Here is a 24,823-nt window from a genome sequence, read left to right as displayed (position 1 = left end):
AATGACCGGACTCGTGATCGCCCACGTCACCGTGGACTGTGCCCACGCCGCCGACCTCGCCGCGTTCTACGCCGCGCTGCTCGACCGCCAGGTGGACGACGGGGCATCGGAACACTTCGCCACCATCGGGCGCTCGACCGGTGCCCAGCCCGTGCTGATGTTCATCAGCGTGCCCGACCGGACACCGGGCAAGAACAGCATCCACCTGGATCTGCACACGCCGGACGTGTCGGCCGGCGTCGCCCGGGCAGCGGCCCTGGGCGCAAAGCCGGTCGCTGACTTCGACGAGTACGGCGCGGTATGGACCACCATGACCGATCCCGAGGGCAACCTCTTCGACATCGGCACCGGCGAAGGCTGAATCCAGGAGGATCAGAGATCGGCCGCGGCCTCGTACCGGCTGCGCAGGTCGGTCATCTCCGAGTCGGCCAGCGCCTCCGTGGTCGCCAGGTCCGCGTACTTGGCCGGGAACATCTCGCGCAGCCGGTCGGCGAACTTGACGTCGGCGGTCGCCTCGACCACCTGGATGCCCGGAGGATCGGTGGACATGTCCATAGCCACCGGGCCGGCCAACTTCACCGCCACGTCCCAGGGGCGCTTCCGCTCGGCGACCCCGCAGAGGTGGAAGGCATAGACCGTCCGCACCTCGGCGAGCGCAGTGGCCTCGGCCGGCTCGTAGCCGTAGATGCGGACCCCGCAGATTACCGCCGGCTTCGCCGCTTCCTCGGTGGCGACCTGCTGGCCAGGGTGCCCGGCGTGGTTGTGTTGCTCTGGGTTCGACTGTTCGAGCGTGGCGCGCACCCGGGTCACGATCTGCCCCTGCAGATCCGCCGGCTCCGCCGAGTTGACCAGTACGACCGCGCCGGCCGTCACCAGCAGGATCACCGCCACCCATACGAAGCGGTTCCGGTACCACCCCGCGAAGCTCTCCCGGGAAATCATGATCGCCTCTCACCTCGTCGGTGGGCTGCTCCGGCCCGGGACCGTCAGTCAACGATCCCGGGCCGCAGCAGCGGGTCGTGCCGATCAGGTGAAGGTCACGTCGCTGCACCACATGTAGGCCTGGTCGAGGTGCGAGGCCTGCCAGATGACGAAGACGATGTGCTGTCCGGTGTATCCGGAGGTCGAGACGTTGAACGAGATGTTCTGCGCCGGCGCGTACCTGCCGGTCTGCGTGATCAGGTCGAGGTTTCCCCAGCCGAGGCGCTGGGTGGCCGGGTTGAACCCGTTCTTGCTGACGTAGACCCGCAGGAAGTCAGCGCCGTGGCTGGCCTGGTCGTACAGATGGACGGTGAAGTTGCTGCTGATCGGGGTCGTCTTCCAGGCGCCGGTCTGGTTCAGGCTGTCGTTCCTGGCGAGGCCGTTGCTGCACAGCTGCCCGTCGGGGGTGCGGGCCTGGAACTGACCGCCGAGGCCGTCCCGCAGCGCGCTCATCCAGTTCCACATGGTGTCGGGGTTGGCCTGGAACGCCTGCCAGCACATGGGGTCCTGCTGCTGCATGGCCGGGTTCGTGTGCTGGTTTCCCCAGGTCTTCCAGCACTGGTAGGCGCGGGATGCCGGGTTGATGATGGTGCCGTGGGCCTGGGCCGCACCGGCCCAGGGCAGCATGCTGGCCACCATGGCGAGCAGCACGACAAGCACCCGGACGGGCTGACGGACGGCTGAGCGGGACTTCCGGCCGGACTGTTGGGACTCGTGTGGGGGCACGGTATGTCCTCCATTCTTCGGCGTAGGGGGATGGGAGCGCTCCCAAGCAGCATTACACCAATGTGAACAGATATCAACCAACGTCTATAGACTCCTTCGCGAGGGCTGGTCAGCCGACCTCGCCGCCGATAGGGTCGATTCAGGTGTGCCGGGAAGTCTGGTCGGCGATGATTTCGTCGACCCCTCCGGAGGCGCCCGATGTCCCTTTTCAGCCGTGGCACCTGGCCGGAAGCCCGCCGCATCGGCGAGTTGCTCCGTGCCGAGACCGTCGGCGGGGTCCTGTTGCTCGTCGCCGCGCTCATCGGGCTCGGCTGGGCCAACTCGCCGTGGGCTGACGCGTACGGCTCGCTCTCGGCCTGGGAGATCGGGCCGCTGAGCCTGGCCGCCTGGGCCTCCGACGGCCTGCTGGCGATCTTCTTCTTCGTGGCCGGGCTGGAGCTCAAGCGCGAGTTCGTCGCGGGCGACCTGCGCGACCCGCGCCGTGCGGCGCTGCCGGTGATCGCCGCGGTCGGCGGCATGATCGCGCCTGCCGCGATCTTCGCCCTGATCAACCTGGACAGCGGCGGCCTCGCCGGGTGGGCGACCCCGACCGCGACGGACATCGCCTTCGCGCTGGCCGTCCTGGCGGTCATCGGTACCCACCTGCCGACCGCGCTGCGCACGTTCCTGCTGACCCTGGCGGTGGTGGACGACCTGCTGGCGATCACCATCATCGCGATCTTCTACACCTCGGCGCTGCATGTGCTGCCGCTGGTGCTGGCCGTGCTCCCGCTGGGGATCTTCGGGGCGCTGGTTCAGCGTGGGGTGCGCAGGTGGTGGCTGCTGCTGCCGGTGGCCGCGGCGACCTGGGCTCTCGTGCACGAGTCCGGCGTGCACGCCACCGTGGCCGGGGTGCTGCTGGCGTTCACAGTGCCGGTGCGGAAACGCGGGCTGGCCGAGCACTTCGAGCACCGCCTCCGGCCGCTGTCGGCCGGCCTGGCCGTACCGGTGTTCGCGTTCTTCGCCGCCGGTGTCTCGGTCACCGCGGCCGGCGGCTTCGGGGCGAGCATGCGCGACTCGGTCACCCTCGGCGTCATCGCCGGCCTGGTCGCCGGCAAGGCGATCGGCATCACCGGCGCGACCTGGCTCGTGCAGCGGTTCACCCGGGCCCGCCTGGACCCGGGCCTGAGCTGGTGGGACGTGGTCGGGCTGGCCCTGCTCGGCGGGGTCGGGTTCACCGTGTCGCTGCTGATCGGTGAGCTCGCCTACGGACCGGGCACGGTCCGCGACGGCCACGCGAAGATCGGCATCCTGGCCGGTTCGCTGCTGGCCGCGCTGCTGGCGGCGGTGGTGCTGCGGCTGCGGGACAGGCACTACCGGCTGATCGCCGCGCAGGAGGCCGAGGACGCCGACGACGACGGCATCCCGGACGTCTACCAGCGCCGAACGGATTGACGCCGCCGGCACAGCCCGCGCTCAGCTGACGCATAGCAAAGCCGGGCTCAATGGAGATCCGACCACTTGAAGGGTGAAGGATCTCCGTGAATGAACTACTGGTCGTGGCCGCCGATGTCACCGCCATCGCCATCCTGGCGTTTGGCATCTACTTCCCGCGCCACCACCGGCGGGACCTCGTGGTGGCCTTCCTCGGCGTGAATATCGGCGTGCTCGCCGTCTCGATGGTGCTCGGCTCCACGACCGTGGGCGCCGGGCTGGGACTCGGGTTGTTCGGCGTGCTGTCGATCATCCGGCTCCGATCCGACGAGATCGCGCAGCACGAGATCGCGTACTACTTCGCGGCGCTGGCGCTCGGGCTGCTGGCCGGGCTGAGCAGCGCCCCGACGGTCCTGGCGATGGCGCTGATGGCCCTGATCCTGGTCACCTTGTTCGTCTCGGATCACCCGGGCCTGTTCCGCCGCTACCGGCAGCAGACGATGCATCTGGACGTCGCCTACACCGACGAGCGGGCGCTGAGCGCGCACCTGGCCGTGCTGCTCAACGGCAGGATCGTGAATCTGCTGGTCAAGCACGTCGACCTGGTGAACGACACCACGCTGGTCGAGGTCCGCTACGTGGCGGCGACCGGGTCGCGGCGGGCCGCCAGCCCCGACATCGAGCGGATCCCGGCATGACCAGCGCCCTCGTGGAACGGCCACCGATCTCGCTGGCCGAGCTGGTCGAAGAGGCCGAACTGCTCACCCGGGTCGACCGCAAGTACCTCGTGCCGGTCGCCGAACTGCCGGCCGTGCTGGCGGGCCTGCCCGACGGAACCCGGGTGCTCGAGATCGACGGCCGGCGCGACTTCGCGTACCGGTCGGCGTACTTCGACACCCCGGCGCTGCACAGCTATCTGGCCGCGGCCCGCGGCCGGCGGCACCGCTTCAAGCTCCGCACCCGCAGCTACGTCGACTCCGACGTGCACTTCTTCGAAGTGAAGACCCGGGGCAGCAGGGGCACGACCACCAAACAGCGCATCCCGTACGGCGGTGAGCCGACGCTGTCCCCGGCCGCGGCGGAGTACGCGGCCGAGGTCCTCGGCGTGCGGCTCGACCTCGACCACGTGCTGACCACCCGGTACCGCCGAAAGACGTTCTTCCTGCCGGAGGGCGGCACCCGGCTCACCGTGGACACCCGGCTGGCGTGGGAACTCCCGGACGGCCCGGGGGTACGCACCCCGCAGTGGGCGGTCGTGGAGACGAAGTCGGTTGCGGGCGCCTCGGCGGCCGATCGCCTGCTCTGGTCGCTGCATCACCGCCCCCGGGTGGTGTCCAAGTACGGCACCGGCCTGGCCGCCCTCCGCCCCGAGCTGCCCTCGAACCGCTGGCACCCGGTGCTGCGCATCTTCCCCACCGCTCCGACCCCTGGAAAGGCTTCCCGATGAGACTCCGCAAGCGCTTCGCCGCCGCGATCACCTCGGCCATCCTCGCGACGGCGGCGCTGGCAGCGTGCGGTGACGGCACCACTTCCACCGCCACCAGCTCGGCCGCCCAGACCACCGTCGCCGCGACCAGCGCGCTCTCGGCCGCCGCGGTCCTCGACGCGAACACCGAGGTCCACGCCACCGCGGACGCCGCCACGGTCACCGAGTCGGAGGTCGTCGACATCAAGCTGACCGGCACGTCGGCGACCGTCGACGGTGACGGCGCGAAGGTCGACGGCGGCACGGTCACGATCACCGCGGCCGGCACCTACCGGTTGTCCGGCACGCTGAGCGCGGGCCAGATCGTCGTCAACGCGCCCGATGCCACGGTGCGGCTGATCCTGAACGGCGTCACCATCACCAGCACGAGCAGCGCGGCGATCGCCGCGACGGAGATCGGCGAGCTCGCCGTGATCCTCGCGGACGGCAGCACCAACACGCTGACCGACACGTCCACCTACGCCGAGGACGCCGACGTCAACGCGGCCCTGTTCAGCGCCGGCGACCTGACGATCACCGGCACCGGCGCGCTGACCGTGCACGGCCAGGGCAACGACGGCATCGCCAGCAAGGACGGCCTGGTCGTGGACTCCGGGACGATCACGGTCGACGCGGTGGACGACGGCGTCCGCGGCAAGGACTACGTGGTGGTCAATGACGGGAAGCTCACGATCACCTCCGGCGGCGACGGCGTGAAGGCCGACAACGACGCGGACGCGGACGCGGGCTTCATCTCGATCGCCGGCGGCACGGTCTCCGTCGAGTCCGGCGGCGACGGCGTGGACGCGTACACGGACCTGGTCATGACCGGCGGCACGGTGACCGTGGCCAGCGGCGGCGGGCACACCACCAAGCCGGCCGACACGGTGTCGACCAAGGGCCTCAAGTCGGGCATCACCACCGTCCTGGAGGGCGGTACGGCCAAGGTGGACTCCTCCGATGACGCGGTGCACAGCGACGGCACCGTGCACCTGGTGTCGACGGCGCTGACCGCGGCCAGCGGCGACGACGCCGTGCACGCGGAGCAGACGTTGCAGGTCGACGGCGGCACCGTCGACGTCACGGCGTCGGTCGAGGGCCTGGAGGCCAAGGACATCGTCATCAACGCCGGCTCGGTGCGGGTGGTCTCCAGCGACGACGGCGTGAACGCGTCCGCCGCCGATTCGGCCGACACCGACTCGGCCGACACCGACGCCGACGGCGGCGGCCCGGGCGGTGGCCCCGGCGGCGGCGAGTCCGTTGCCGACGCCTCGGTGACGGTGACCGGCGGCACCCTGGTCATCAACTCCGGCGGCGACGGCCTGGACTCCAACGGCAACGCCGCCATCACGGGCGGCACGGTCGTGGTCAACGGGCCGGAGCAGAACGGCAACGGCGCCCTCGACGTCAACGGCACGTTCGAGATCAGCGGCGGCGTCCTGCTCGCGGCGGGAAGCTCGGGCATGGTGGTGACCCCGGCCACCGACTCGAAGCAGGGATGGTTGTCCGCCACGCTGGACTCGGCGCTGCCGGCGGGCACGACCGTGCAGATCGTCGACGCGGACGGCAAGGTGGTGGCCTCCTTCGTCACCTCGAAGCAGGCGCAGAACATCGTCTACTCCTCGTCCGCGATCACCACCGGCGCCGAGTACCAGATCTACACCGGCGGAACAGCCTCCGGGGACAGCGTCGGCGGGCTGGCCGCGTCGGGATCGCTCGGCTCCGCCGCGGCGGTGGCGACGGCGACCGCGGGCGAGGCCCCGGCCGGCGGCGGATTCGGCCGGCAGGGCGGCCGCTGAACCAGCACACAGGCAGCCCGCCGGGTCATCACGATCCGGCGGGCTGCCGCCGTGCGGTCCGGGTAGCCTTGGCGGCCGGACCTAGACCGGGGAGACCAGGTGAGCCGGCTGCGCCGGCGCTGCGAGCGCCGTCTCAAGGACATCCCTGTCCCGAATCCGTTCGATCTGGACGTTTTCTCCGCCGCGCTGGCCGTCCATCGGGGACGGCCGCTCACCTTGCAGCCGATGCCCGGGCTCAGCGCGGGCGCGCCGTGCGGGCTGTGGATCTCCGTGCCGGCCGCCGACTACGTGTTCTACGACCCGGGGACGTCGCGGCTGCATGCCGAGCACATCGTGTTACACGAGCTGAGCCACATGATCAGCGGCCATACCACCGGCATCGACGCGGGCCCGGAGGTCAGCGACGGCGCGGTCGGCCGGCTGGTCCCCGACCTCGACCCCAAGACGATCGACACGATGTTGGGCCGGGTCAGCTACACCACGGCCCAGGAGCGCGAGGCCGAGATGCTGGCCTCGCTGATCCGGGCGCGCTCGGCATTGGGCCCGGCAACCGGCCGCCAGCCCAGGGACACCCTCGGCCGGGTCGCCGACGTCCTGAATTTTCCGACTTGAACGGCGCGCTCACCGGCACCTTGCTCGTGTTGCTCTGGGGCACAGTCCTGGCCCGCCTGCCCACCCTCTGGCGCGACGCCCGGCAACGAGCCATGTGGGCCACGCTCTCCTCGGTCGCCCTGGCCAAGACGGTGGCCACGCCCGGCGCCAACGCGCTGGTCGGCGAGCTTGTCCCGGAACCGCAGGTCATCCCCCACCTGTTCGCCGTCGCCGCCGCGTTCTTCCTGGTGCGCTTCCTCTCCCTGATCACCGACTACGACCAGGCCCACCCGCATGCGGCCCGCCGGCAGTTGCTCCTGGCCGTGGCGGTGCTGGGCACGCTGATCATCCTGATGGCCGCGACGCCCGGCGGCATCAGGACCAGGGGCACCGAGCTGATGAGTACGGCCATCGCGCCGGCCGCGGCCGGCTACTGGGTCGTCCTCAACGGCTACCTGGGCGCGGTCCTCGCCATCGCCACCGCGCTGTTCTGGCGGATCGGCCGCTCGGCACCGGCCGGCCCGCTGCGCGACGGGCTGCGCGCCCTCGCGACCGGGACGTTCCTGATCTCCCTGTACGCGGCGCTGAAGACCGGGGTGATCGTGCTGCACGGCTTCGGCGCCAGCCTCTCGGTCGACCGGATCGAGCCGGCGGCCAACGCCGTACGCAACCTCGGCATCATCATCTGCGTGATCGGCGCGGCGGTGCCGGCCGCCGGCAAACTGCGCTCCGTCATCCGCACCTACCGCTCCCTGTGGGCGCTCCGTCCGCTGTGGCAGGTGATGCGGCGGACGTTTCCCGACGTCATCCTCTTTCCCCGGCGGCGGGCCCTGCTCGAACTGGCCGGGGTGGACGAGGTGCAGCTGCGGCTCTATCGCCGGGTGATCGAGATCAGGGACGGCATGCTGACGTTGCGCGACTATCTGCCGGCCGGCACGCTCGCGGCGGCACGAGAGTACGTGGGTGAGCGTCCGGCACTGATCGAAGCCTGCGGCATCGCCCTGGCGTTGCGGCGGCACCGGTCGGGAGCCGTCGCGGCCGGCGAGAACGACCGCTGGGCGGACATCGGCGGCGAGGTGGCCGACGAGGTCGCCTGGCTCAGCGCCGTCGGCGCCGCCTTCCGCCGCGAGGAGCCGGCGGCGTTCGCCCACGATCGGACGTAGCCCGCGGCCCACCGACGGATCGGGTGGGCTCAAGCGTCGGGTTTGCCGCGGGCCTGTTCCAGCTCCCACACCTTACGGACCAGTTCGCCGATGGTGTCCCTGCTGCTGGGCGAGACGTCCGCCGCCCGCAGGGCGATCTCCTTCACCTTGGCGTCGCGCAGCGTGGCCAGCAACGCCAGCTGGCTGTCGATCTTGCGGGCCTCGTCGTCGTCCAGGAAGTAGGCGACCGGGACGCCGAAGTAGGTCGCCAGGCCTTTCAGATGCTGCACGGTCGGGTTGGTGCGGCGGCCGGTCCGGAGCTGCCAGATGTATGTGTGCGAGATCTGAATGCCCTGCTGCGCCCGGATGGCCTCGGCCACCGTCATGTAGCTGGCCTCACCCTGGCCGGCGGACCGGACCTGGGTGAAGAGGTGGTCCAGTTTCTCGGCGATGGAGAACTCGCTGGACACCGCACTCCCCTCGTCGCCGGGCCAAGATGGGACATGCGGATCATACCGACGAAAACCGGTCGTCGCATCGACACCCATGAGCAACCAAAGCTGCACATCCCCCGATGTAGGGGCATCGCTCAACGACCGTAAACTCAGATTTATGATGTTCGGCCAGAGCGTAAACGATGGGTGGTTTCCGCTCAACCCGCCGGTATCCTTCTCACCGTGACGGACATTGTGGAGAGTCCAGAAGTCTCGACGTTGCTCGATGAGCTGACCCGCCTGACCGGCCGCGAGGATCCCTATCCTCGCTATCGGCGGCTCCGCGAGATCTCCCCGGTGGTGCGCGCCGACGACGGCGCGCTCGTGGTCACCCGGCACGCCGACTGCGTCACAGTCACCCGCGATCCCCGGCTCGGGCACATGCCGGCCCACATGCTCGAGTTCGTCAGCCCCGGCTGGGCCGACCACCCCGCGCTGCACCAGCTCTTCACCAGCGTCCTGGCGCTCAACCCGCCGGACCACACCCGGCTGCGCCGGCTGGTCAGCTCCTCGTTCACCGCCCGCCGGGTGCAGGCGCTGCGGCCACGGATCACCCAGATGGTCCAGGATCTTCTGGTACGGATGGACGGCGAGGTCGACTTCGTCGACGCGTTCGCGTTCCCGCTGCCGGTCAACGTCATCGGCGAGCTGCTCGGCATCCCCGAGCCGGACCGCGCCCAGTTCCAGGGCCTGGTCCGGGACTGGACCCAGGTCATCGAGGTGATCTCGGCGGAGGTGCTGGCGACGGCCGACCCGGCGGCGGCCACGATCCGTGCCTACCTCGCCGACCTGGCCGCCGAGCGCCGCCGCAAGCCCGGCGACGACCTGATCAGCGCGCTGGTCGCGGCCGAGGAAGACGGTGAGAAGCTCACCGAGGACGAGCTGCTCACCATGGCGGCGCTGCTGTTCGCGGCCGGCTTCGAGACGACCACCAACCTGCTGGCGAACAGCGTGGTCGCCCTGCTGCACCACCCGGATCAGCTGGAGCTGCTGCGCCGGCAGCCCGGGCTGGCGGCCTCGGCGGTCGACGAACTGCTGCGCTTCGACACCCCGGTGCAACTGCTGAGCCGGGTGGCCTGGGACGACCTGGAGATCGCGGGGGTGCCCGTGTCCGGCGGCGAGCGGATCGTGGCCTACCTGGGCGCGGGCAACCACGACCCGGAACGCTTCACCGACCCGGACCGGCTCGACCTGGCCCGGCCGGACAACGCGCCGCTGTCCTTCGGCGGCGGCATCCACTACTGCCTCGGCGCGCCCCTGGCCCGGCTCGAAGCCCAGATCGCCATCCCGGCGCTGCTCGCCCACTTTCCCCGGCTGGCCCTCGCCGGCGCACCGGGCCGCCGGGACAGCCTGGCGATCCGCGGCTACACGAAGCTTCCGATCTCGGTCAGCTGAGCCGACCCACAGCGGAAAGCCAGGCAAGTTCGCTATCTGAGCCACGGCACCGCCGGCGGCCGGAAAGACGGTCACGGCCGGAAAATAGGAGCGCCGCTGCGAATTCCACGGGGGAAGAACTCGCAACGGCGTCGTACAAAGAGTATCGACCGCAGCGGTTGTTGTCCATCCGTACCGCCGATCATCACCGAAGAGCCGAACCGCCGATGGCCCACTCCCCGGTCAGCAGGACCGGCTCGGCGAAAACGGTGCCACACAGGGCCATCGCGACGGCCCGGGCCTCCGGTCGGCCGAGGCCCGTCCACCGCTCGGGCCGGGCGGAACATCGCCCGGCGCGATCCACAGCATTGACGCCCATCGGTACGCGGCGCGGTGGAGCGCTCCCCCAGCCATCCAGCAGCCTGAATGCCGCGCCGTGGCTATTCGGCGACGCCCACGCCCGGCGCTTCCGTGCTCTCGGCGAGCAGCCGCTTGCGCTTCTTGGTCGGCAGCCGGTCGACGTAGAGCAGGCCGTCGAGGTGGTCGCTCTCGTGCTGCAGACAGCGGGCGAGCAACCCGGTGCCGTCGATGCGCACGGGCTTGCCGAACATGTCGACACCCGTCACGTACGCGGTGGTGGGCCGGCCGACGTCGGCGCGGACGCCGGGGACCGAGAGGCAGCCTTCGCTGTCGACTTCCAGGTCACGGCCGTCCGGCAGGTGCAGCACGGGGTTGATCACGTGGGCGACGACGTTGGTGTCGGTGGCGTCGGGGCAGTCGACGACGAAGACCCGCGCGTCGACGCCGATCTGGTTGGCCGCCAGCCCGACTCCCTCGGCGGCGGCCATCGAGGCGAACATGTCGGCGACGAGCCGCTGCAGCTCCTCGTCGAAGACCGTCACGTCGGCGCAGCGCCGATGCAGGACGGGATGCCCGTAGCGGGTGATGGGTCGTGGGGTTCCGGCACGAGTCTGCACGGCTCGATTTTAGGACGCGGGCGAGGCTGCGGAGCGCCCGCGCGGCGGCGTSGGRTWYMGGACGCGCGGGCGAGGAGTGCCCGCGCGGCCGGTGCGGGGACCGGTGTGCGGGCATTCCTGGTCAGGCCGGCGGGTTCTCGCCGTTCGGACGGTCGGCCGGAGCGTCGTCGGCCGGGCGACTCTCCCGGCGCGCCGCCCGTCCTGCCGCGTCCGCCGCCGAGCTCGCCCAGGCCCGTGCCTTGCCGGCCTGGGTGCCGGCCCAGTCGCCGAGGTCGGCCGCCCCGCCGGACACCCGGCGGGCCAGCGTCACCAGCGGGTCCTGGGAGTTCTGGAACGACTCCCGGTAATGGCTCGCCGCCGCCTTCACGTCGCCGGTCACCGAGGCGTTGCCGTCGGAGTCGCGCCGCGGGTAGTCGCCGCCGAGGATCCGGCTGTACTCGCCCGAGTCGACCCAGCGGCGCAGTTCGGCCGCGCGGGCCACGGGCACCGGGTGGCTGCTCCACGCCGTCATGCTGATCTTGTGGACGCTGTCCCGCAGGTCGCCGCCGCCCTGGTATTCGGCGGCCTGCTCCAGGAACGCGGCCGTGTCGATCTGGCTGAGGTCGCCGCCGCCGGCCAGCTTCATCAGCAGGCGCGTCGACGCGGCCGGGTCCTGGCCGGCGAGCAGGCCCGCACGGTCGGCGGACAGCTCGGCCTTGCGCCACCACTCGTACATCGCCGCGATGATCGCGCGCAGGGCGATGGCGCCGATCGGGAGCCAGCTGACGTTGGTCGCCCACTTCGTCAGGATCATCATGATCGTCTTGTAGACGGCGTGGCCGCTGCGCACGTGCCCGATCTCGTGGCCCAGCAGCGCGCGGAGCTCGTCGTCGTCCAGCTTCTCGACGGCCGCGCTGGTGATGACGATGAACGGCTTGTCCATCCCGATCGCCTGACCGTGGATCATCGGCGACTGGGTGACGAACAGGCCGGGCAGTTCGGCCACGTCCAGGGTCGTCGCCGCCTCGGTGAAGCGCTGGAACACCCGGGGGTACTGGCGGTGGTCGACCCGGATCGAGCCGGCCAGATACTGCAGGCGGAAGCCGCGCTCGTTCCACATGCCGAAGAAGGCCTTCACCACGTCGTCGAAGCCGCGCAGCTCCCGCAGGGCGGTCAGGGCGCCACGGTCGGCGGGGTGCTCCCAGGCCCGGGAGCTGATGTCGGTCAGCGTGACCCGTTGCCGGGCCGGCCGATTCTCGTCGTCGATCGTCATGGTGGTCCCTCCGCGCCTCGGTCTCCTGATCCAAAATGAGCTTCGCCAATGCGGCGTCCCGGCGCATCGGCTCGGAGCGGGACTTCCGCGCGCGCGAATCAGACTTTCGGCCGACCCGCCCGCTCGCCGGCGGGCCATCGTTTGAGGTGTTTTTGATGGAAGCGGCGCCTTGTTACGGTCTCGTTACCAGCTCATTCTCAGAGGCGTGACGCTACTGAGTGATCGGGTCGTCCTGGTGAGCGGCGGCACCCAGGGCGTCGGCGCGGCAGTCGCGCGGGCCGCCGCCCGCGAGGGTGCGACCGTCGTCGTGACCGGCCGCCGGGCGGAGCTCGGCGATCCCCTGGCCGCCGAGCTCGGCGGCGCGTACGTGCCCGCCGACGTGTCCGACGTGGCGAGCGCGCGGGCCTCCGTGCAGGCCGCCATCGACCGCTACGGCCGGATCGACTGCCTGGTCAACGCCGCCGGGCTGACCTCGCGCGGCACCCTGCTCGACACCACGCCCGAGCTGTTCGACCAGCACATCGCGGTGAACCTGCGCGGTCCCTTCTTCCTGATGCAGGCCGTCGTCCGCGACCTGCTCCGCCGGGGTGCCCCGGGCACGATCGTCAACATCATCTCGTCCTCGGAGCTGGGCGGGCAGCCCTTCCTGGCGCCGTACGTGGCCGCCAAGGCCGGGCTGGCCGGGCTCACCCGCAACGCCGCGCACGCGCACCGCTTCGACCGGATCCGGATCAACGGCCTGGACATCGGCTGGACCGACACCGAGGGCGAGGACGCCACCCAGCGGGCCTTCCACGCCGCCGACGACGGCTGGCGCGAGCGCGCGGCCAAGACCCTGCCGATGGGCAAGCTCGGACAGGCCGACGAGATCGCCGACTTCGTCGTCTTCCTGCTCTCCCCGCGCAGCGGCGTGGTGACCGGGTCCGTCCTCGACTGGGACCAGAACGTCCAGGGTGGACTGGACTGAGAAAGGGCTTGAGCATGCGAATCGGACTCATCGGGCTCGGGCGGATCGGCGCGTTCCACGCCGAGACGCTGAGCGGGCTGCCCGCGGTCACCGAGCTGGTCGTCACGGACGCCGTACCGGCCGTGACCGAGCGGATCGCCCAGAAGTACGGCGCCGAGCCGGCCGCCGATCCGGCCGCCCTGCTCGGCAGCGGCGTCGACGGCGTGGTCATCGCCGCCGCCACGGACGCGCATCCGCAGCTCATCCTCGCGGCCGTCGAGTCGGGCCTGCCGGTCTTCTGCGAGAAGCCGGTGGCCCGGGGCGCGGTCGAGGCGGCGGAGGTGCTGCGGCACTGCGCGGGCGCCACGGTGCAGATCGGCTACAACCGCCGTTTCGACCCCGGCTTCGCCGCGGCGCGGGCCGCCGTCGTCGGCGGCGAGCTGGGCCGGCTGCACACCGTACGGTCGACGACCATGGACCCGGCGCCGCCGCCGGCGGGCTATCTCGCCGGATCCGGCGGAATCTTCCGCGACTGCAGCGTGCACGACTTCGACATCATCCGGTACGTGACCGGCCGCGAAGTGGTCGAGGTGTACGCGACCGGCAGCACCCGCGGCGACGCCCTCTTCGCGGAGATCGGCGACGCGGCCACCACCGCCGCGATCCTGACGCTGGACGACGACACCCTCGCCGTCGTGTCCAACACCCGGTACAACGGCCGCGGCTACGACGTGCGGCTGGAGGTGCACGGCACCGCCGACAGCATCGCGGTCGGGCTGGAGGACAAGCTGCCGCTGCGCTCGGTCGAGCCGGGTGCCGCGTTCCCGGCCGGCCCGCCGCACACGTTCTTCATGGACCGGTTCACCACGGCCTATCGGCTCGAACTGGCCGCCTTCACCGAGGTCGTCGCCGGCACGCGGGAAAGCCCGTGCACGGTCGCGGACGCGGTCGAGGCCGGCTGGATCGCCGAGGCCTGCACGTTGTCGTTGCGGGAACACCGGCCCGTACGTCTGAGCGAAGTGAGGAGTGCAGCATGAAGATCGCCGGAGCGCCCATCTCCTGGGGTGTCTGCGAGGTGCCGGGCTGGGGATACCAGCTCGACGCCCCACGGGTCCTGCGGGAGATGCGCGAGGTGGGTCTGACCGCCACGGAGTTCGGCCCGGACGGCTTCCTGCCCACCGACGAGATCCTGCGGGAGCTGGGCCTGGGTGCGGTCGGCGGGTTCGTCCCGGTGGTCCTGCACGACCCCGGGCACGAGCCGGTGCTGGATCTCGACCGGTTCGTGGCGGCGGGGGCGGACACCGTGGTGCTGGCGGCGGCGACCGGCCAGGACGGCTACGACACCCGTCCCGAGCTGGACGCCGCGGGCTGGCAGCTGCTGCTCACCAACCTCGACAAGCTCGACGCGCAGGCCCGGGAGCGCGGTCTCACGGCCGTGCTGCACCCGCACGTCGGCACGATGGTCGAGCAGACCGCCGAGGTCGAACGGGTCCTGGCCGGCAGCGGCATCGGGCTCTGCCTGGACACCGGGCATCTGCTGATCGGCGGCACCGACCCGGTGGCGCTGGCCGAGCGCGCCGGCGACCGGATCGCGCACGTGCACGCCAAGGACGTCGACGACAGCATCGCCGCGCAGGTCCGGTCCGGGCAGCGCACCTACACCGACGCGGTGGCCGCCGGGATGTACCGGCCGATCGGCGACGGCGACATCGACTTCGCCGCGGTCGCGGCGGCCCTGCGGCGCCACGACTACGACGGCTGGTGGGTGCTCGAACAGGACACGATCCTGACCGCGGAGCCGAGCGACGAGGGCCCGGTCGCCGACGTACGCCGCAGCGCCGAGCGGCTACGCGCGATCCTCGGCTGAGCCCAGCCGCGGCGGAAGCCCCGTGCGAGCTCGTCACGGGGAGCTGAGTTCCTCGGCCCGGGCCAGCAAGGCCCGCCGCTCGGGCTCGGACGGCGCCGCCGCGGCGGCCTGTTCGAAGAGCGTGACCGCGCGGGCGGTGTTCCCGGCCCGCGCGGTCAGGTCGGCCTCCGCGGCCACGGCGTACGGGTACCCGTCGAGCCCACCACCGAAGCGCGCCTCGGCCAGCAGCCGTAAACCGGCCGCCGGGTCGTAGGCGTACCCGTGTGCCACCGCCCGGTTCAGCGCGACCACCGGCGTCGGCAGCAGCAGGAACAGCCGGTCGTACAGCCCCGCCACGGCCGGCCAGTCGGTCGGCGTCGTGGTGTGGCAGGCGGCGATGCGGGCCTGTAACGCGTACGGGCCGGCGGTCGCGGGCAGCAGGGCGCGTGCCTCGGCGATCGCCGCGTGATCCCAGCGGGAGCGGTCCTGCTGGTCGAGCGTGCGCAGGTTGCCGTCGGCGTCCCGGCGCGCGGCCCGCCGGGAGTGCTGGAGCAGGCAGAGCGCGAGCAGCCCGGCGATCTCCGGCTCCTCGGGCATCAGCGCGGCGAGCAGCCTGGTCAGCCGGATGGCCTCGGCCGCGAACGCCGGTTCGCCGTCCGCGTCGTACCCCCGGGTGAAGAGCAGGTAGAGCACGGCCAGCACCCCCGGCAGCCGCTCGGCCAGCGCCCGCCCGGCCGGCACCCGGTACGGGATGCCGGCCGTGGCGATCTTGGCTTTGGCCCTGGTCAGGCGCCGGGTCATGGTCGATTCGGTGACCAGGAACGCGCGAGCGATGTCGGCGGTCGGCACGCCGGCGATGGTCCGCAGGGTCAGCGCGACCCGGGCCTCCAGCGCCAGCGCGGGGTGGCAGCAGGTGAAGATGAGCCGCAGCCGGTCGTCCACGACCTCCTCCTCCCCGTGGTCGGCGACGGGTGCCGTCAGCAGGGCCAGGTCCCGCAGCTTGCGGCGTTCGACCGTCGCGCGCCGCAGCACGTCGATCGCCCGGTTGCGCGCGACCGTCATCAGCCATCCGCCCGGGTTCGCCGGCACCCCGTCTCGCGGCCAGCGCTCCAGGGCGTGCGTCAGCGCCTCCTGGGCGCAGTCCTCGGCCAGGGTCCAGTCGCCGGTGATCCGGATCAGCGCGGCGACGATCCGCGGGTACGAATCCGCACCGGCGTCGGCGACCGTCTGCCTGGCGTCGGGCAACTCAGTCGTCCAGGTCCACGAACGGCCGCAGCTCGATCCGGCCGGTCCAGGCCATCGGGTGGGCGCGGGCCACCTCGATCGCCTCGTCCAGGTCGGCGCATTCGAGGATGTCGAAGCCCACGATGACCTCCTTCGTCTCGGCGAACGGGCCGTCGGAGACGAGCAGTTCGCCGCCGCGTACCCGGACCGTCGTGGCCGCCGCGGCCGACCCGAGCACGCTGCCCTGCACCCGCCGCCCGGCGGCGTCGTTCTCCGCGACCCAGCCGTGGATGTCGGGGATCCGGGCCTCGTCGGTCTCCGGCTCGGTGTCGGTGCAGACGAACATCATGTACTTCATGTCAGTGCTCCCTCTGGTCGTGATGTCACCACCGTGACGAACGGGCAGCGCCGTTCCGGACAGCCGGGTCAAAATTCCGCCGGCGGCGCGTTGTGCGGCGTAATCACCTGGATCGCGGAGGGGTTGGAGCGCACCGGGCCGGGCAGCGCGCCCTGCGCCTGCATCACCACCTGGCAGGCCCGGCGCAGATCCATCCGCAGGTCGTGGTGCAGCACCGCGGAGAGCCGGCGCTCGCGCAGCAGCGCCGTGTTCTCCCCGTCGAGGTCGTGCGCGACGAACACGTCGTAGGAGCGGCCCTGCCGGTCGAAGGCGTCGACGACCGCGGCGTTGCCGCCGGCGCCGGCATAGAGCGAATACACCGCGCGGACGGCCGGGTTCGCGGCCAGGACCTCCCGGGTGCCGATGCGTACGGCGTCCGCCCGGTCCTCGGCGTCCACGACCTCCAGCAGCCGCCGCCCCGCGTTGCGCGCCCGCATCTCGGCCCGGAAGCCCATCTCCCGCTCGTCCTCGCCCCGGAACGAGCTGTGCCCGCGCACCACCAGCACCTCGCCGGCCCGGTCCGCGAGCCACTGCTGCACCAGGTAGGCGGCGGTCGCGCCGGCCGCGCGGTTGTCGATGCCCACGTACGCGGCCCGCGCGCTGGTGGGCAGGTCGGTCACCAGGGTCACGACCGGCGTGCCGCGCCCGGTCAGCCGGGCCACCGCCGCGACCACCTCGGGCACATCGGGGGCCTTGAGGATGACGCCGTGCGAACCCTTGCGGCTCACCCGGTCGAGCACGCCGACCAGGTCACCGACCGCCGGGCTGTCGAGGAAGTGGAAACGGGACCGGATGACGGCCGGGCGCATCGTCGGCAGCTCGGCCTCGAGGGCGGTGCGCACGGCTGTGCAGAACCGCTGCGGCGCGTGCACGACGACGTCGACCATGAAGGTGCGGCCGCCGAGGCGCAGCTGCGACTGCTGCCGGTCCAGATCGGCGATGGCCTGCTCGACCTCGCGGACCGTGCTCGACCGGACGCCGCCACGGGCGTGCAGCACCCGGTCCACCGTGGCGGGGCTCAGGCCGGACTGGGCGGCGATCTCGCGGATCCGGTACGGATGCTTCACCCCGTACACGATGAGGGTTCTTTGAGGTGTTTTCAAGGGACTTTGATGTTGTTAGCGGACCTAGCCTGGCTGCATGACTACCTGGTTCTCGGCGGCCGACTGCCGCCTCGACGACTTCCGGGCCCTGGTCGAGCAGCAGACCGACCGGGCCGACTACCCGCACGCCGCCGAGGTGCGGCAGAACGTGCTGATCTACGACCCGGAGATCCTCGACGCGGACCGCCGGGAGGTGCGGTCCGAGCTGGCCCGGGCCCTGCTGGACGGCCCCGGCATCGTGGTCTTCCGGGGTGCCTTCGACCCGGCCGTGGTCGACCGCGCCACCGCGGTCTTCACCGCGATGATCGCCGAGCAGCGGGCGGCCGGCGTGGTCCGCGGCGACCACTTCGCCAAACCGGGCGCCAACGACCGGATCTGGGGCGCGGTGGACAAGTTCGCGGTCCGCGACCCGGCGACCTTCGCCGACTACTACGCCAACGACACCCTGGCGCTGATCTCGTCGGCCTGGCTGGGCCGCGGCTACCAGATCACCTCCCAGCCCAACGTGGTCAACCCGGGCGGCCAGGCCCAGGTCGCCCACCGCGACTACCACCTCGGCTTCATGTCCCAGCAGCAGGCCGAGGAATTCCCCGCGCACGTCCACCGGCTGTCGCCCGCGCTGACCCTGCAGGGCGCGGTCGCACACGTCGACATGCCGGTGGAGACCGGACCGACGCTGTACCTGCCACACTCGCAGAAGTATCCGGCCGGCTACGTGGCGTTCCACCTCGCCGAGTTCACCGCCTACTTCGAGGACAACCACGTGCAACTGCCGCTGGCGAAGGGCGACGCGGCGTTCTTCAACCCGGCGCTGTTCCACGGCGCGGGCACCAACCGCAGCGCGGACGTCCGGCGGATGGCGAACCTGCTGCAGGTGTCCTCGGCATTCGGCCGGGCCATGGAGACGGTCGACCGGACGGCGATGTGCCGGGCCCTCTATCCGGTGCTGCGGGACTTCGCCGGCAACGTGGCGAACGTGGTGGCGGCCGCCGCGGAGGGCTACGCGTTCCCCACCAACCTCGACCACGACCAGCCGATCGGCGGCCTGGCCCCGCAGACCCAGGCGGAACTGCTGCTCCAGGCGCTTTCCGAGAAGTGGGACACGCCACAATTCGAAAAGGCCCTGCGTGACCAGGAGGAACGCCGGGCCTGAGATCCGGGTCGCAGAGGCGATCTTGGGTCTGGTTCGGTATGGTGGACGAGCGCCGAAAGCGGCGCCAGCCCCGGCCGAGAGGCGCTGCGACGGAATCCGTGCACACGGAGATCCGCCACGCTCGGCCCCCGGGTCACAGTCGCAAGGGCGCCTCCCGATGAGGGGGGTGCCCTTCTTCATGAACGATCGTCTTCAGCAGCGCAACGGCCTCGACTTTGCCGTGGCCGACCTGTCCCTGGCCAAGTTCGGCCGCCACCAGATGCGCCTGGCCGAGCACGAGATGCCGGGCCTGATGTCCATCCGCGCGGAATATGCCGACACCAAGCCGCTGCGCGGCGCGCGCATCGCCGGCTCGCTGCACATGACCATCCAGACCGCCGTGCTCATCGAGACCCTCGTGGCCCTCGGCGCGGACGTCCGCTGGGTCTCCTGCAACATCTTCTCGACGCAGGACGAGGCCGCCGCCGCGATCGTCGTCGGCCCCGAGGGCACGGTCGAGGCCCCCACCGGCACCCCGGTCTTCGCCTGGAAGGGCGAGACGCTGGAGGAATACTGGTGGTGCACCGAGCAGCTGTTCAAGTTCGCCGACGGCCAGGGCCCGAACATGATCCTGGACGACGGTGGTGACGCCACCCTGCTCGTGCACAAGGGCGTCGAGTTCGAGAAGGCCGGCGCGGTCCCCGCGACGACCGCCGAGGACGTCCACGAATACACGATCATCCTCGACACCCTGCGCCGCAGCCTGGCGTCGGACCCGCAGCTGTTCACCCGGATCGCCGGCGAGATCCGCGGCGTCACCGAGGAGACCACCACCGGCGTGGCCCGCCTCTACAAGTTCGCCAAGGCGAACGAGCTGCTCTTCCCGGCGATCAACGTCAACGACGCGGTCACCAAGAGCAAGTTCGACAACAAGTACGGCATCCGGCACTCGCTGGTCGACGGCCTGAACCGGGCCACCGACGTGATGCTCGGCGGCAAGCTCGCCGTGGTCTGCGGCTACGGCGACGTCGGCAAGGGCTCCGCCGAGACGCTGCGCGGCCAGGGTGCCCGCGTCGTGGTCACCGAGATCGACCCGATCTGCGCGCTGCAGGCCGCGATGGACGGCATGCAGGTCGTCCGGATCGAGGACGTCGTCGCCGAGGCCGACCTGTTCATCACCACCACCGGTGGGCAGGACATCATCACGCCCGAGCACATGGCGCAGATGAAGCACAACGCGATCGTCGGCAACGTCGGCCACTTCGACGACGAGATCGACATGGCCGGGCTGGCCAAGGTCCCGGGCATCGAGAAGGTCGAGATCAAGCCGCAGGTGCACGAGTGGCGCTTCCCGGACGGGCACGCGGTCATCGTGCTCTCCGAGGGCCGGCTGATGAACCTGGGCAACGCCACCGGGCACCCCAGCTTCGTCATGTCAAACTCCTTCACCAACCAGGTGATGGCCCAGATCGAGCTCTGGACCAAGCCCGACGCGTACGAGAAGCAGGTCTACGTGCTGCCGAAGCACCTGGACGAGAAGGTCGCGCGGCTGCACCTGGACGCGCTCGGCGTCCGGCTCACCACGCTGACCAAGAAGCAGGCGGAATACCTCGGCCTCGACGTCGAGGGCCCGTACAAGCCGGACCACTACCGGTACTGATCGATCGAGGGCCCGGGTCTCCGCGGATGTGGGAGACCCGGGCCACGTTCGATCATGAGCGCGGGATCGGCCGCCGTCCGGGAGAATGTGCCGGGTGAAAGTCGAGACGACGTTGCTGTTCATTCTCGCCGGTGTCGCCGCGGTGGTCGCGATGCGGTGGGTCGCCGGTAAGACCGGTCTGCCCGCCGCCGCGCTGCTGACGATCACCGGGATCGTCTATTCCGTCCTGCCCGGTGACAACATCGAGCTGCAACCCCACCTGGTCCTGACCCTCATTCTCCCGCCGCTGCTCTACAGCGCGGCGCTGGACTCGTCGCTGGTCGACATCCGCCGGAACCTGCGGACGGTGATCAGCCTCTCCGTGGTGCTGGTGCTGCTCACCGCCCTGCTCATCGGATTCGGCTTCCACTTCTTCGTGGCCGGCGCCACGCTGGCCGCCGGGGTGGCGGTGGGCGCCGCGGTGGCGCCCCCCGATCCGGTGGCCGCGCTCGCGATCGGCAAGCGGATCGGCCTGCCCCGCAACATCGTCACCCTGATCCAGGGCGAGGGTCTGCTCAACGACGCGACCGCGCTGACCCTGCTCAGCGTCGCGCTGGCGGCCGCCGCGAACGGCAGCTTCTCCTTCACCTCCGCGGTGGGCGAGTTCGTGATCATGGCAGCGGGCGGGGTGATCGCCGGCATCGTGGTCGCCTACGGTGTCCGGGCCGCCCGTCCGATCATGCAGGACCCGCTGATCGCCAACGCCATCTCGCTCGTCACCCCGTTCGTCGCCTACCTGCTGGCCGAGCGGGTGCACGTCTCCGGCGTGCTCGCCGTGGTGGTCGCCGGGCTGATCGTCGGGCACGACATGCCCAGGCTGGGCTCGGGCGCGAGCCGGCTGCAGGTCAGCGCGGTCTGGCGGCTGGTCGACTTCCTGCTGGAAGGGCTGGTCTTCCTGATGATCGGCCAGCAGCTGCCGAACGTGATCCGGGGGCTGTCGCAGTACGAGACGTCGACGATCGTCATCGCGGTCGCCGTCTCGGTCGGCGTGGTGCTGCTACTGCGCCCGCTGTTCCTGGTGCTGACGCAGATGCTGCCGATCTCCCTGCACACCCGGCTCGGCGGCACCAACGACAAGAACGAACAGCGCGGCCGGGAACGGGAACGCCGGCTCAATGGCAAGGAGATCACCGCCCTGAGCTGGGCCGGCACCCGCGGCGTCATCACCCTCGCGGCCATCTTCACCGTGCCCCTGACGGCCGAGGGCGGTGCGCCCTTCCCGGACCGAAACCTGCTGCTGTTCTGCGCGTTCGTCGTCGTGCTGGTGACCCTGGTCGGCCAGGGCCTCACGTTCGCCCCGCTGGTGCGGATGCTCGGCCTGCGGGCCAACGAGGCCGACAAGGTGCGGCTGCGCAACGAGGCCCGCTCGGCCTCGGTGCAGGCGGCGCTGGACCGCATCGACGAGATCGACCACGAGAAGCACGACGACATCGAGGACGTCGCGATCGAGGCGATGCGCAAGCAACTGGGCCACCGGCTGGAGCGCTACCAGCGCCGGCTGGACCTGCTCGACCAGTCCGACTCGGACGAGGTGCCGGTCTCCCCGCAATACGAGGCGGGCCTGCGGGTGCGCCGCGCGGTGATCGACGCCCAGCGCGAGGAGCTGCTGCGCTGGCGCGACGCGGACCGGCTCTCCGACGAGGGCCTGCGGGTGCTCGAACGCGAACTCGACCACGAGGAGCGGCTGCTCCCCGACCGCCCACGCTAGGGGTTCTCGCGGGTCACGGCACGCCTGGCAGGGTGATGACCATCGTCAGGCCGCCGCCCGGGGTCTCCTCCGGCACCACCGTGCCGCCCATCGCCTCGGTGAGCCCTCGCGACAGCGCCAGCCCGAGGCCGACCCCGGTGTGGTTGTCACGGTCGCCCAGGCGCTGGAACGGCAGGAACACGTGCTCCCAGCGGTCCGCGGGGATGCCCGGCCCGTGGTCGATGACCCGCAGCTCGACCCGGTCCCCCAGCGCGCCGGCCGTGACGGCCGGCGGCCGGTCCGGCGGGCTGTAGCGCAGCGCGTTGCCGATCAGGTTTACCAGCACCCGCTCCAGCAGACCGGGGTCGGCGGCCAGGGCGGGCAGGTGGCCGGGCAGGTGGGTGACCACGGCCCGGCCGGCCGGGCCGAGGTCGTCCAGCGCGCGCGGCACGACCTCCTCCGCACCCACCGCGAGGATCGTCACGCCCAGCGCACCGGCCTGCAGCCGGCTCATGTCCAGCAGGTTGCTGACCAGGCCGGTCAGGCGGTCCAGCGACTCGTCCGCGGTCGCCAGCAACTCCGCGCGGTCGTCGGCGTCGAAGTGCACGTCCGCGCTGCGCAGGCTCGCCACCGAGGCCTTCGCCGCGGCCAGCGGCGTCCGCAGGTCATGACTCACCGCCGCCAGCAGCGCCGTGCGCATCCGGTCGGTCTCGGCCAGCGGTTTCGCGGCGGCGGCCTCCTCCGCCAGCCGCTCCTGCCGCAGGGCGACCGCCGACTGCGCCGCGAAGGCCTCCACGATGCGCCGGTCGGCGGCGGCCAGCGGCCGGCCCCGCAGCAGCATCACCAGGTCGTCGTCCACTTTGACCTCGGCATCCGCGTCGGCCGGGCTGGTGCACGGCTGGTCCCCGGCGTACGCGACCACAACGCCCGCCTCCAGCAGGGTCACCGACCGCAGGGTGAACGTCTCGCGCAGCCGCTCCAGCAGCGCCGGCAGCGGACGGGTGCCCCGCAGCACGCTGCCCGCGACCATCGCCAGGGTCTGCGCGTCCGCCCCGGCCCGGGCCGCCTGCGTCGTGCGCCGGGCCGCCTGGTCGACCACCCAGCTCACCGCGATCGCCACCACCACGAAGATCACCAGAGCCAGCAGGTTGTCCGGTTCGTCGATCATCAGGTTGCCGAACGGCGGGGTGAAGAACCAGTTCAGGAGGAGCGACCCGGCGACCGCCGTGAACAGCGCGGGCCCCAGGCCGCCGATCAGCGCCACCCCCACGACCATCACGAGCACCAGCAGAATGTCGGTGGTCAGCGACAGCGCCGGCGCGAGCCGCAGCAGGCCGGTCAGCGCGGGCAGCCCGACCACGGCAGTGGCGAAGCCGGCCAGCCGGCGCCCCCGGGACAACGCGACCGGCACTCGCCGGTTTCGGACGCCGCGCGCGGTCCGCTCGTGCGCCACCAGGTGCACATCGATCGTGCCGGACAGCGCGGCCGTGGTGGCGCCGACGCCCGCCGCGAGGAGCTGGGCGAACCGGCCCCGGCTGGAGGCACCGAGCACGATCTGGGTCGCGTTCACCGCCCGGGCGAACTCGAGCAGCGCGCGGGCCACGTCCGCGCCGATCACCTGGTGGTAGGAACCGCCCAGGCTCTCCACCAGCACCCGCTGCCGGGACAGGGTCGCCGGGTCGGCGCCGGCCAGCCCGTCGTCGCGGGTGACGTGCACGGCCATCAGGTCGGCGCCCCTGCCGCGGGCGGCGATCCGGGCGGCGCGGCGGATGAGCGTCTCCCCCTCGGGCCCGCCGGTCAGCGCCACGACGACCCGCTCGCGGGTCTCCCAGGTGGCGCTGATCCCATGGTCGGCGCGGTAGGCGTCGAGCTGCTCCTCGACCTTGTCCGCCAGCCACAGCAGCGCCAGCTCGCGCAACGCGGTCAGGTTGCCGGCCCGGAAGTAGTTTCCCAGCGCCGCGTCGACCTGCTCCGGCCGGTAGATGTCGCCGTGCGCCATCCGCCGCCGCAGCGCCTCCGGGGTCAGGTCGACCAGCTCGACCTGCTCCGCCGCCCGGACCACGCCGTCGGGCACCGTCTCGCGCTGCCGCACGCCGGTGATCTGCGCGACCACGTCGTTGAGCGACTCCAGGTGTTGCACGTTCACCGTGGTCAGCACGTCGATGCCCGCGTCGAGCAGCTCATGCACGTCCTGCCAGCGCTTGGCGTGCCGCGCCCCGGGCACGTTGGTGTGTGCGAGCTCGTCCACCACCACCAGCTCCGGCCGGCGGGCCAGGACCGCGTCGAGGTCCAGCTCGGTGAACTCGGCCCCGCGGTGGGCGACCGTGCGGCGCGGCAGCACCTCCAGGTCGCCCAGCATCGCACTTGTGTGCCGGCGCCCGTACGTCTCGACCAGGCCGACCACCACGTCGGCGCCGCGCCCGGCGCGCCGGCTGGCCTCCTGGAGCATCGTGTACGTCTTGCCGACGCCCGGCGCCGCGCCGAGGAAGATCCTCAGTTGTCCCCGAGCCATGCCCCGCCGCCTCCCTCGCCACCTCCCGCACCAGTGTGCGGCACGGGGAACGACATGGTCGGC

Annotated in this window: 23 protein-coding genes; 14 read left to right on the top strand and 9 right to left on the bottom strand. The window is 71.5% G+C overall.

The features are described 5' to 3' along the window. The first annotated feature begins 1 nt into the window (after position 1). Positions 2-361, top strand: a complete 360-nt coding sequence (locus DMB66_RS13010; protein ID WP_125804324.1) for a VOC family protein — start codon at positions 2-4, stop codon at positions 359-361. 11 nt (positions 362-372) lie between these two features. On the opposite strand, the gene DMB66_RS13005 is transcribed toward DMB66_RS13010, so the two are convergent. Beyond that, complete coding sequence (locus tag DMB66_RS13005) at positions 373-942, bottom strand: hypothetical protein (RefSeq protein WP_125804323.1); 570 nt, start codon at positions 940-942, stop codon at positions 373-375. 84 nt (positions 943-1,026) lie between these two features. Continuing rightward, a complete protein-coding gene (locus tag DMB66_RS13000; protein WP_233624510.1) occupies positions 1,027-1,641 on the bottom strand; it encodes a lytic polysaccharide monooxygenase in 615 nt (204 codons plus the stop codon). A gap of 264 nt (positions 1,642-1,905) precedes the next feature. Between DMB66_RS13000 and nhaA the strand changes: the two genes are divergently transcribed. The 6 genes from nhaA to DMB66_RS12970 all read left to right on the top strand — a co-directional run bounded on the left by nhaA (position 1,906) and on the right by DMB66_RS12970 (position 8,138). Further along, positions 1,906-3,141 carry a Na+/H+ antiporter NhaA gene (gene nhaA / locus DMB66_RS12995; protein ID WP_125804321.1) on the top strand — a complete coding sequence of 412 codons (1,236 nt, stop codon included), beginning with the start codon at positions 1,906-1,908 and terminating at the stop codon, positions 3,139-3,141. Between the two features lie 86 nt (positions 3,142-3,227). Then, entirely contained in the window at positions 3,228-3,818 is a 591-nt protein-coding gene (locus DMB66_RS12990) for a DUF4956 domain-containing protein (protein ID WP_125804320.1), read from the top strand. Beyond that, positions 3,815-4,567 carry a polyphosphate polymerase domain-containing protein gene (locus DMB66_RS12985; protein WP_125804319.1) on the top strand — a complete coding sequence of 251 codons (753 nt, stop codon included), beginning with the start codon at positions 3,815-3,817 and terminating at the stop codon, positions 4,565-4,567. The genes DMB66_RS12990 and DMB66_RS12985 overlap by 4 nt, the downstream gene beginning before the upstream one ends. Continuing rightward, the gene (locus tag DMB66_RS12980) at positions 4,564-6,384 is read left to right on the top strand and encodes a carbohydrate-binding domain-containing protein (RefSeq protein WP_125804318.1); all 1,821 of its coding nucleotides are present in this window, start codon (positions 4,564-4,566) and stop codon (positions 6,382-6,384) included. The genes DMB66_RS12985 and DMB66_RS12980 overlap by 4 nt, the downstream gene beginning before the upstream one ends. Before the next feature lie 99 nt (positions 6,385-6,483). After that, complete coding sequence (locus DMB66_RS12975) at positions 6,484-6,996, top strand: hypothetical protein (protein ID WP_199752287.1); 513 nt, start codon at positions 6,484-6,486, stop codon at positions 6,994-6,996. Next, the gene (locus DMB66_RS12970; RefSeq protein ID WP_125804317.1) at positions 6,993-8,138 is read left to right on the top strand and encodes an MAB_1171c family putative transporter; all 1,146 of its coding nucleotides are present in this window, start codon (positions 6,993-6,995) and stop codon (positions 8,136-8,138) included. The genes DMB66_RS12975 and DMB66_RS12970 overlap by 4 nt, the downstream gene beginning before the upstream one ends. 29 nt (positions 8,139-8,167) lie before the next feature. On the opposite strand, the gene DMB66_RS12965 is transcribed toward DMB66_RS12970, so the two are convergent. Next, positions 8,168-8,587 (bottom strand): helix-turn-helix domain-containing protein, encoded by a 420-nt coding sequence (locus tag DMB66_RS12965; RefSeq protein ID WP_125804316.1) that lies wholly within the window; start codon positions 8,585-8,587, stop codon positions 8,168-8,170. A 207-nt stretch (positions 8,588-8,794) separates the two neighbouring features. Between DMB66_RS12965 and DMB66_RS12960 the strand changes: the two genes are divergently transcribed. Next, the gene (locus tag DMB66_RS12960; protein ID WP_125804315.1) at positions 8,795-10,006 is read left to right on the top strand and encodes a cytochrome P450; all 1,212 of its coding nucleotides are present in this window, start codon (positions 8,795-8,797) and stop codon (positions 10,004-10,006) included. 419 nt (positions 10,007-10,425) lie between these two features. Here DMB66_RS12960 and def read toward each other — a convergent pair whose 3' ends face one another. Further along, a complete protein-coding gene (def, locus tag DMB66_RS12955) occupies positions 10,426-10,962 on the bottom strand; it encodes a peptide deformylase (RefSeq protein WP_125804314.1) in 537 nt (178 codons plus the stop codon). Positions 10,963-11,083: 121 nt separating this feature from the next. After that, entirely contained in the window at positions 11,084-12,214 is a 1,131-nt protein-coding gene (locus DMB66_RS12950) for a M48 family metallopeptidase (protein WP_125804313.1), read from the bottom strand. A 205-nt stretch (positions 12,215-12,419) separates the two neighbouring features. On the opposite strand from DMB66_RS12950, the gene DMB66_RS12945 reads away from it, so the two are divergent. From DMB66_RS12945 to DMB66_RS12935, 3 genes are read left to right on the top strand one after another with little or no spacing between them, the layout of a single operon-like run. After that, positions 12,420-13,181 (top strand): SDR family oxidoreductase, encoded by a 762-nt coding sequence (locus DMB66_RS12945; protein ID WP_125804312.1) that lies wholly within the window; start codon positions 12,420-12,422, stop codon positions 13,179-13,181. 14 nt (positions 13,182-13,195) lie between these two features. Beyond that, entirely contained in the window at positions 13,196-14,197 is a 1,002-nt protein-coding gene (locus tag DMB66_RS12940) for a Gfo/Idh/MocA family oxidoreductase (RefSeq protein ID WP_125804311.1), read from the top strand. Next, a complete protein-coding gene (locus tag DMB66_RS12935) occupies positions 14,194-15,027 on the top strand; it encodes a TIM barrel protein (protein WP_125804310.1) in 834 nt (277 codons plus the stop codon). Before DMB66_RS12940 ends, DMB66_RS12935 begins: the two co-directional genes overlap by 4 nt. 33 nt (positions 15,028-15,060) lie before the next feature. Here the strand turns inward: DMB66_RS12935 and DMB66_RS12930 are convergent, their stop codons facing one another. The 3 genes from DMB66_RS12930 to DMB66_RS12920 all read right to left on the bottom strand — a co-directional run bounded on the left by DMB66_RS12930 (position 15,061) and on the right by DMB66_RS12920 (position 17,694). Further along, the gene (locus tag DMB66_RS12930) at positions 15,061-16,251 is read right to left on the bottom strand and encodes an RNA polymerase sigma factor (protein WP_125804309.1); all 1,191 of its coding nucleotides are present in this window, start codon (positions 16,249-16,251) and stop codon (positions 15,061-15,063) included. Position 16,252: 1 nt separating this feature from the next. After that, positions 16,253-16,588: a YciI family protein gene (locus DMB66_RS12925; protein WP_125804308.1), complete on the bottom strand. Its 336-nt coding sequence runs from the start codon at positions 16,586-16,588 to the stop codon at positions 16,253-16,255. A gap of 68 nt (positions 16,589-16,656) precedes the next feature. Beyond that, the gene (locus tag DMB66_RS12920) at positions 16,657-17,694 is read right to left on the bottom strand and encodes a LacI family DNA-binding transcriptional regulator (RefSeq protein WP_233624509.1); all 1,038 of its coding nucleotides are present in this window, start codon (positions 17,692-17,694) and stop codon (positions 16,657-16,659) included. A gap of 73 nt (positions 17,695-17,767) precedes the next feature. On the opposite strand from DMB66_RS12920, the gene DMB66_RS12915 reads away from it, so the two are divergent. The 3 genes from DMB66_RS12915 (at position 17,768) to DMB66_RS12905 (ending at position 22,269) form a co-directional block, all read left to right on the top strand. Next, a complete protein-coding gene (locus DMB66_RS12915; protein ID WP_125804306.1) occupies positions 17,768-18,883 on the top strand; it encodes a phytanoyl-CoA dioxygenase family protein in 1,116 nt (371 codons plus the stop codon). Between the two features lie 178 nt (positions 18,884-19,061). Further along, a complete protein-coding gene (gene ahcY, locus DMB66_RS12910; RefSeq protein ID WP_125804305.1) occupies positions 19,062-20,522 on the top strand; it encodes an adenosylhomocysteinase in 1,461 nt (486 codons plus the stop codon). Between the two features lie 85 nt (positions 20,523-20,607). Beyond that, the gene (locus DMB66_RS12905; RefSeq protein ID WP_125804304.1) at positions 20,608-22,269 is read left to right on the top strand and encodes a Na+/H+ antiporter; all 1,662 of its coding nucleotides are present in this window, start codon (positions 20,608-20,610) and stop codon (positions 22,267-22,269) included. A gap of 13 nt (positions 22,270-22,282) precedes the next feature. On the opposite strand, the gene DMB66_RS12900 is transcribed toward DMB66_RS12905, so the two are convergent. Further along, positions 22,283-24,760: a DUF4118 domain-containing protein gene (locus DMB66_RS12900; RefSeq protein ID WP_125804303.1), complete on the bottom strand. Its 2,478-nt coding sequence runs from the start codon at positions 24,758-24,760 to the stop codon at positions 22,283-22,285. Positions 24,761-24,823 lie beyond the last annotated feature (63 nt).

Source organism: Actinoplanes sp. ATCC 53533 (assembly GCF_003947245.1).
The sequence above is the reverse complement of the archived record's forward strand: the minus strand, read 5'-3'. Positions and strand labels throughout refer to the sequence as shown.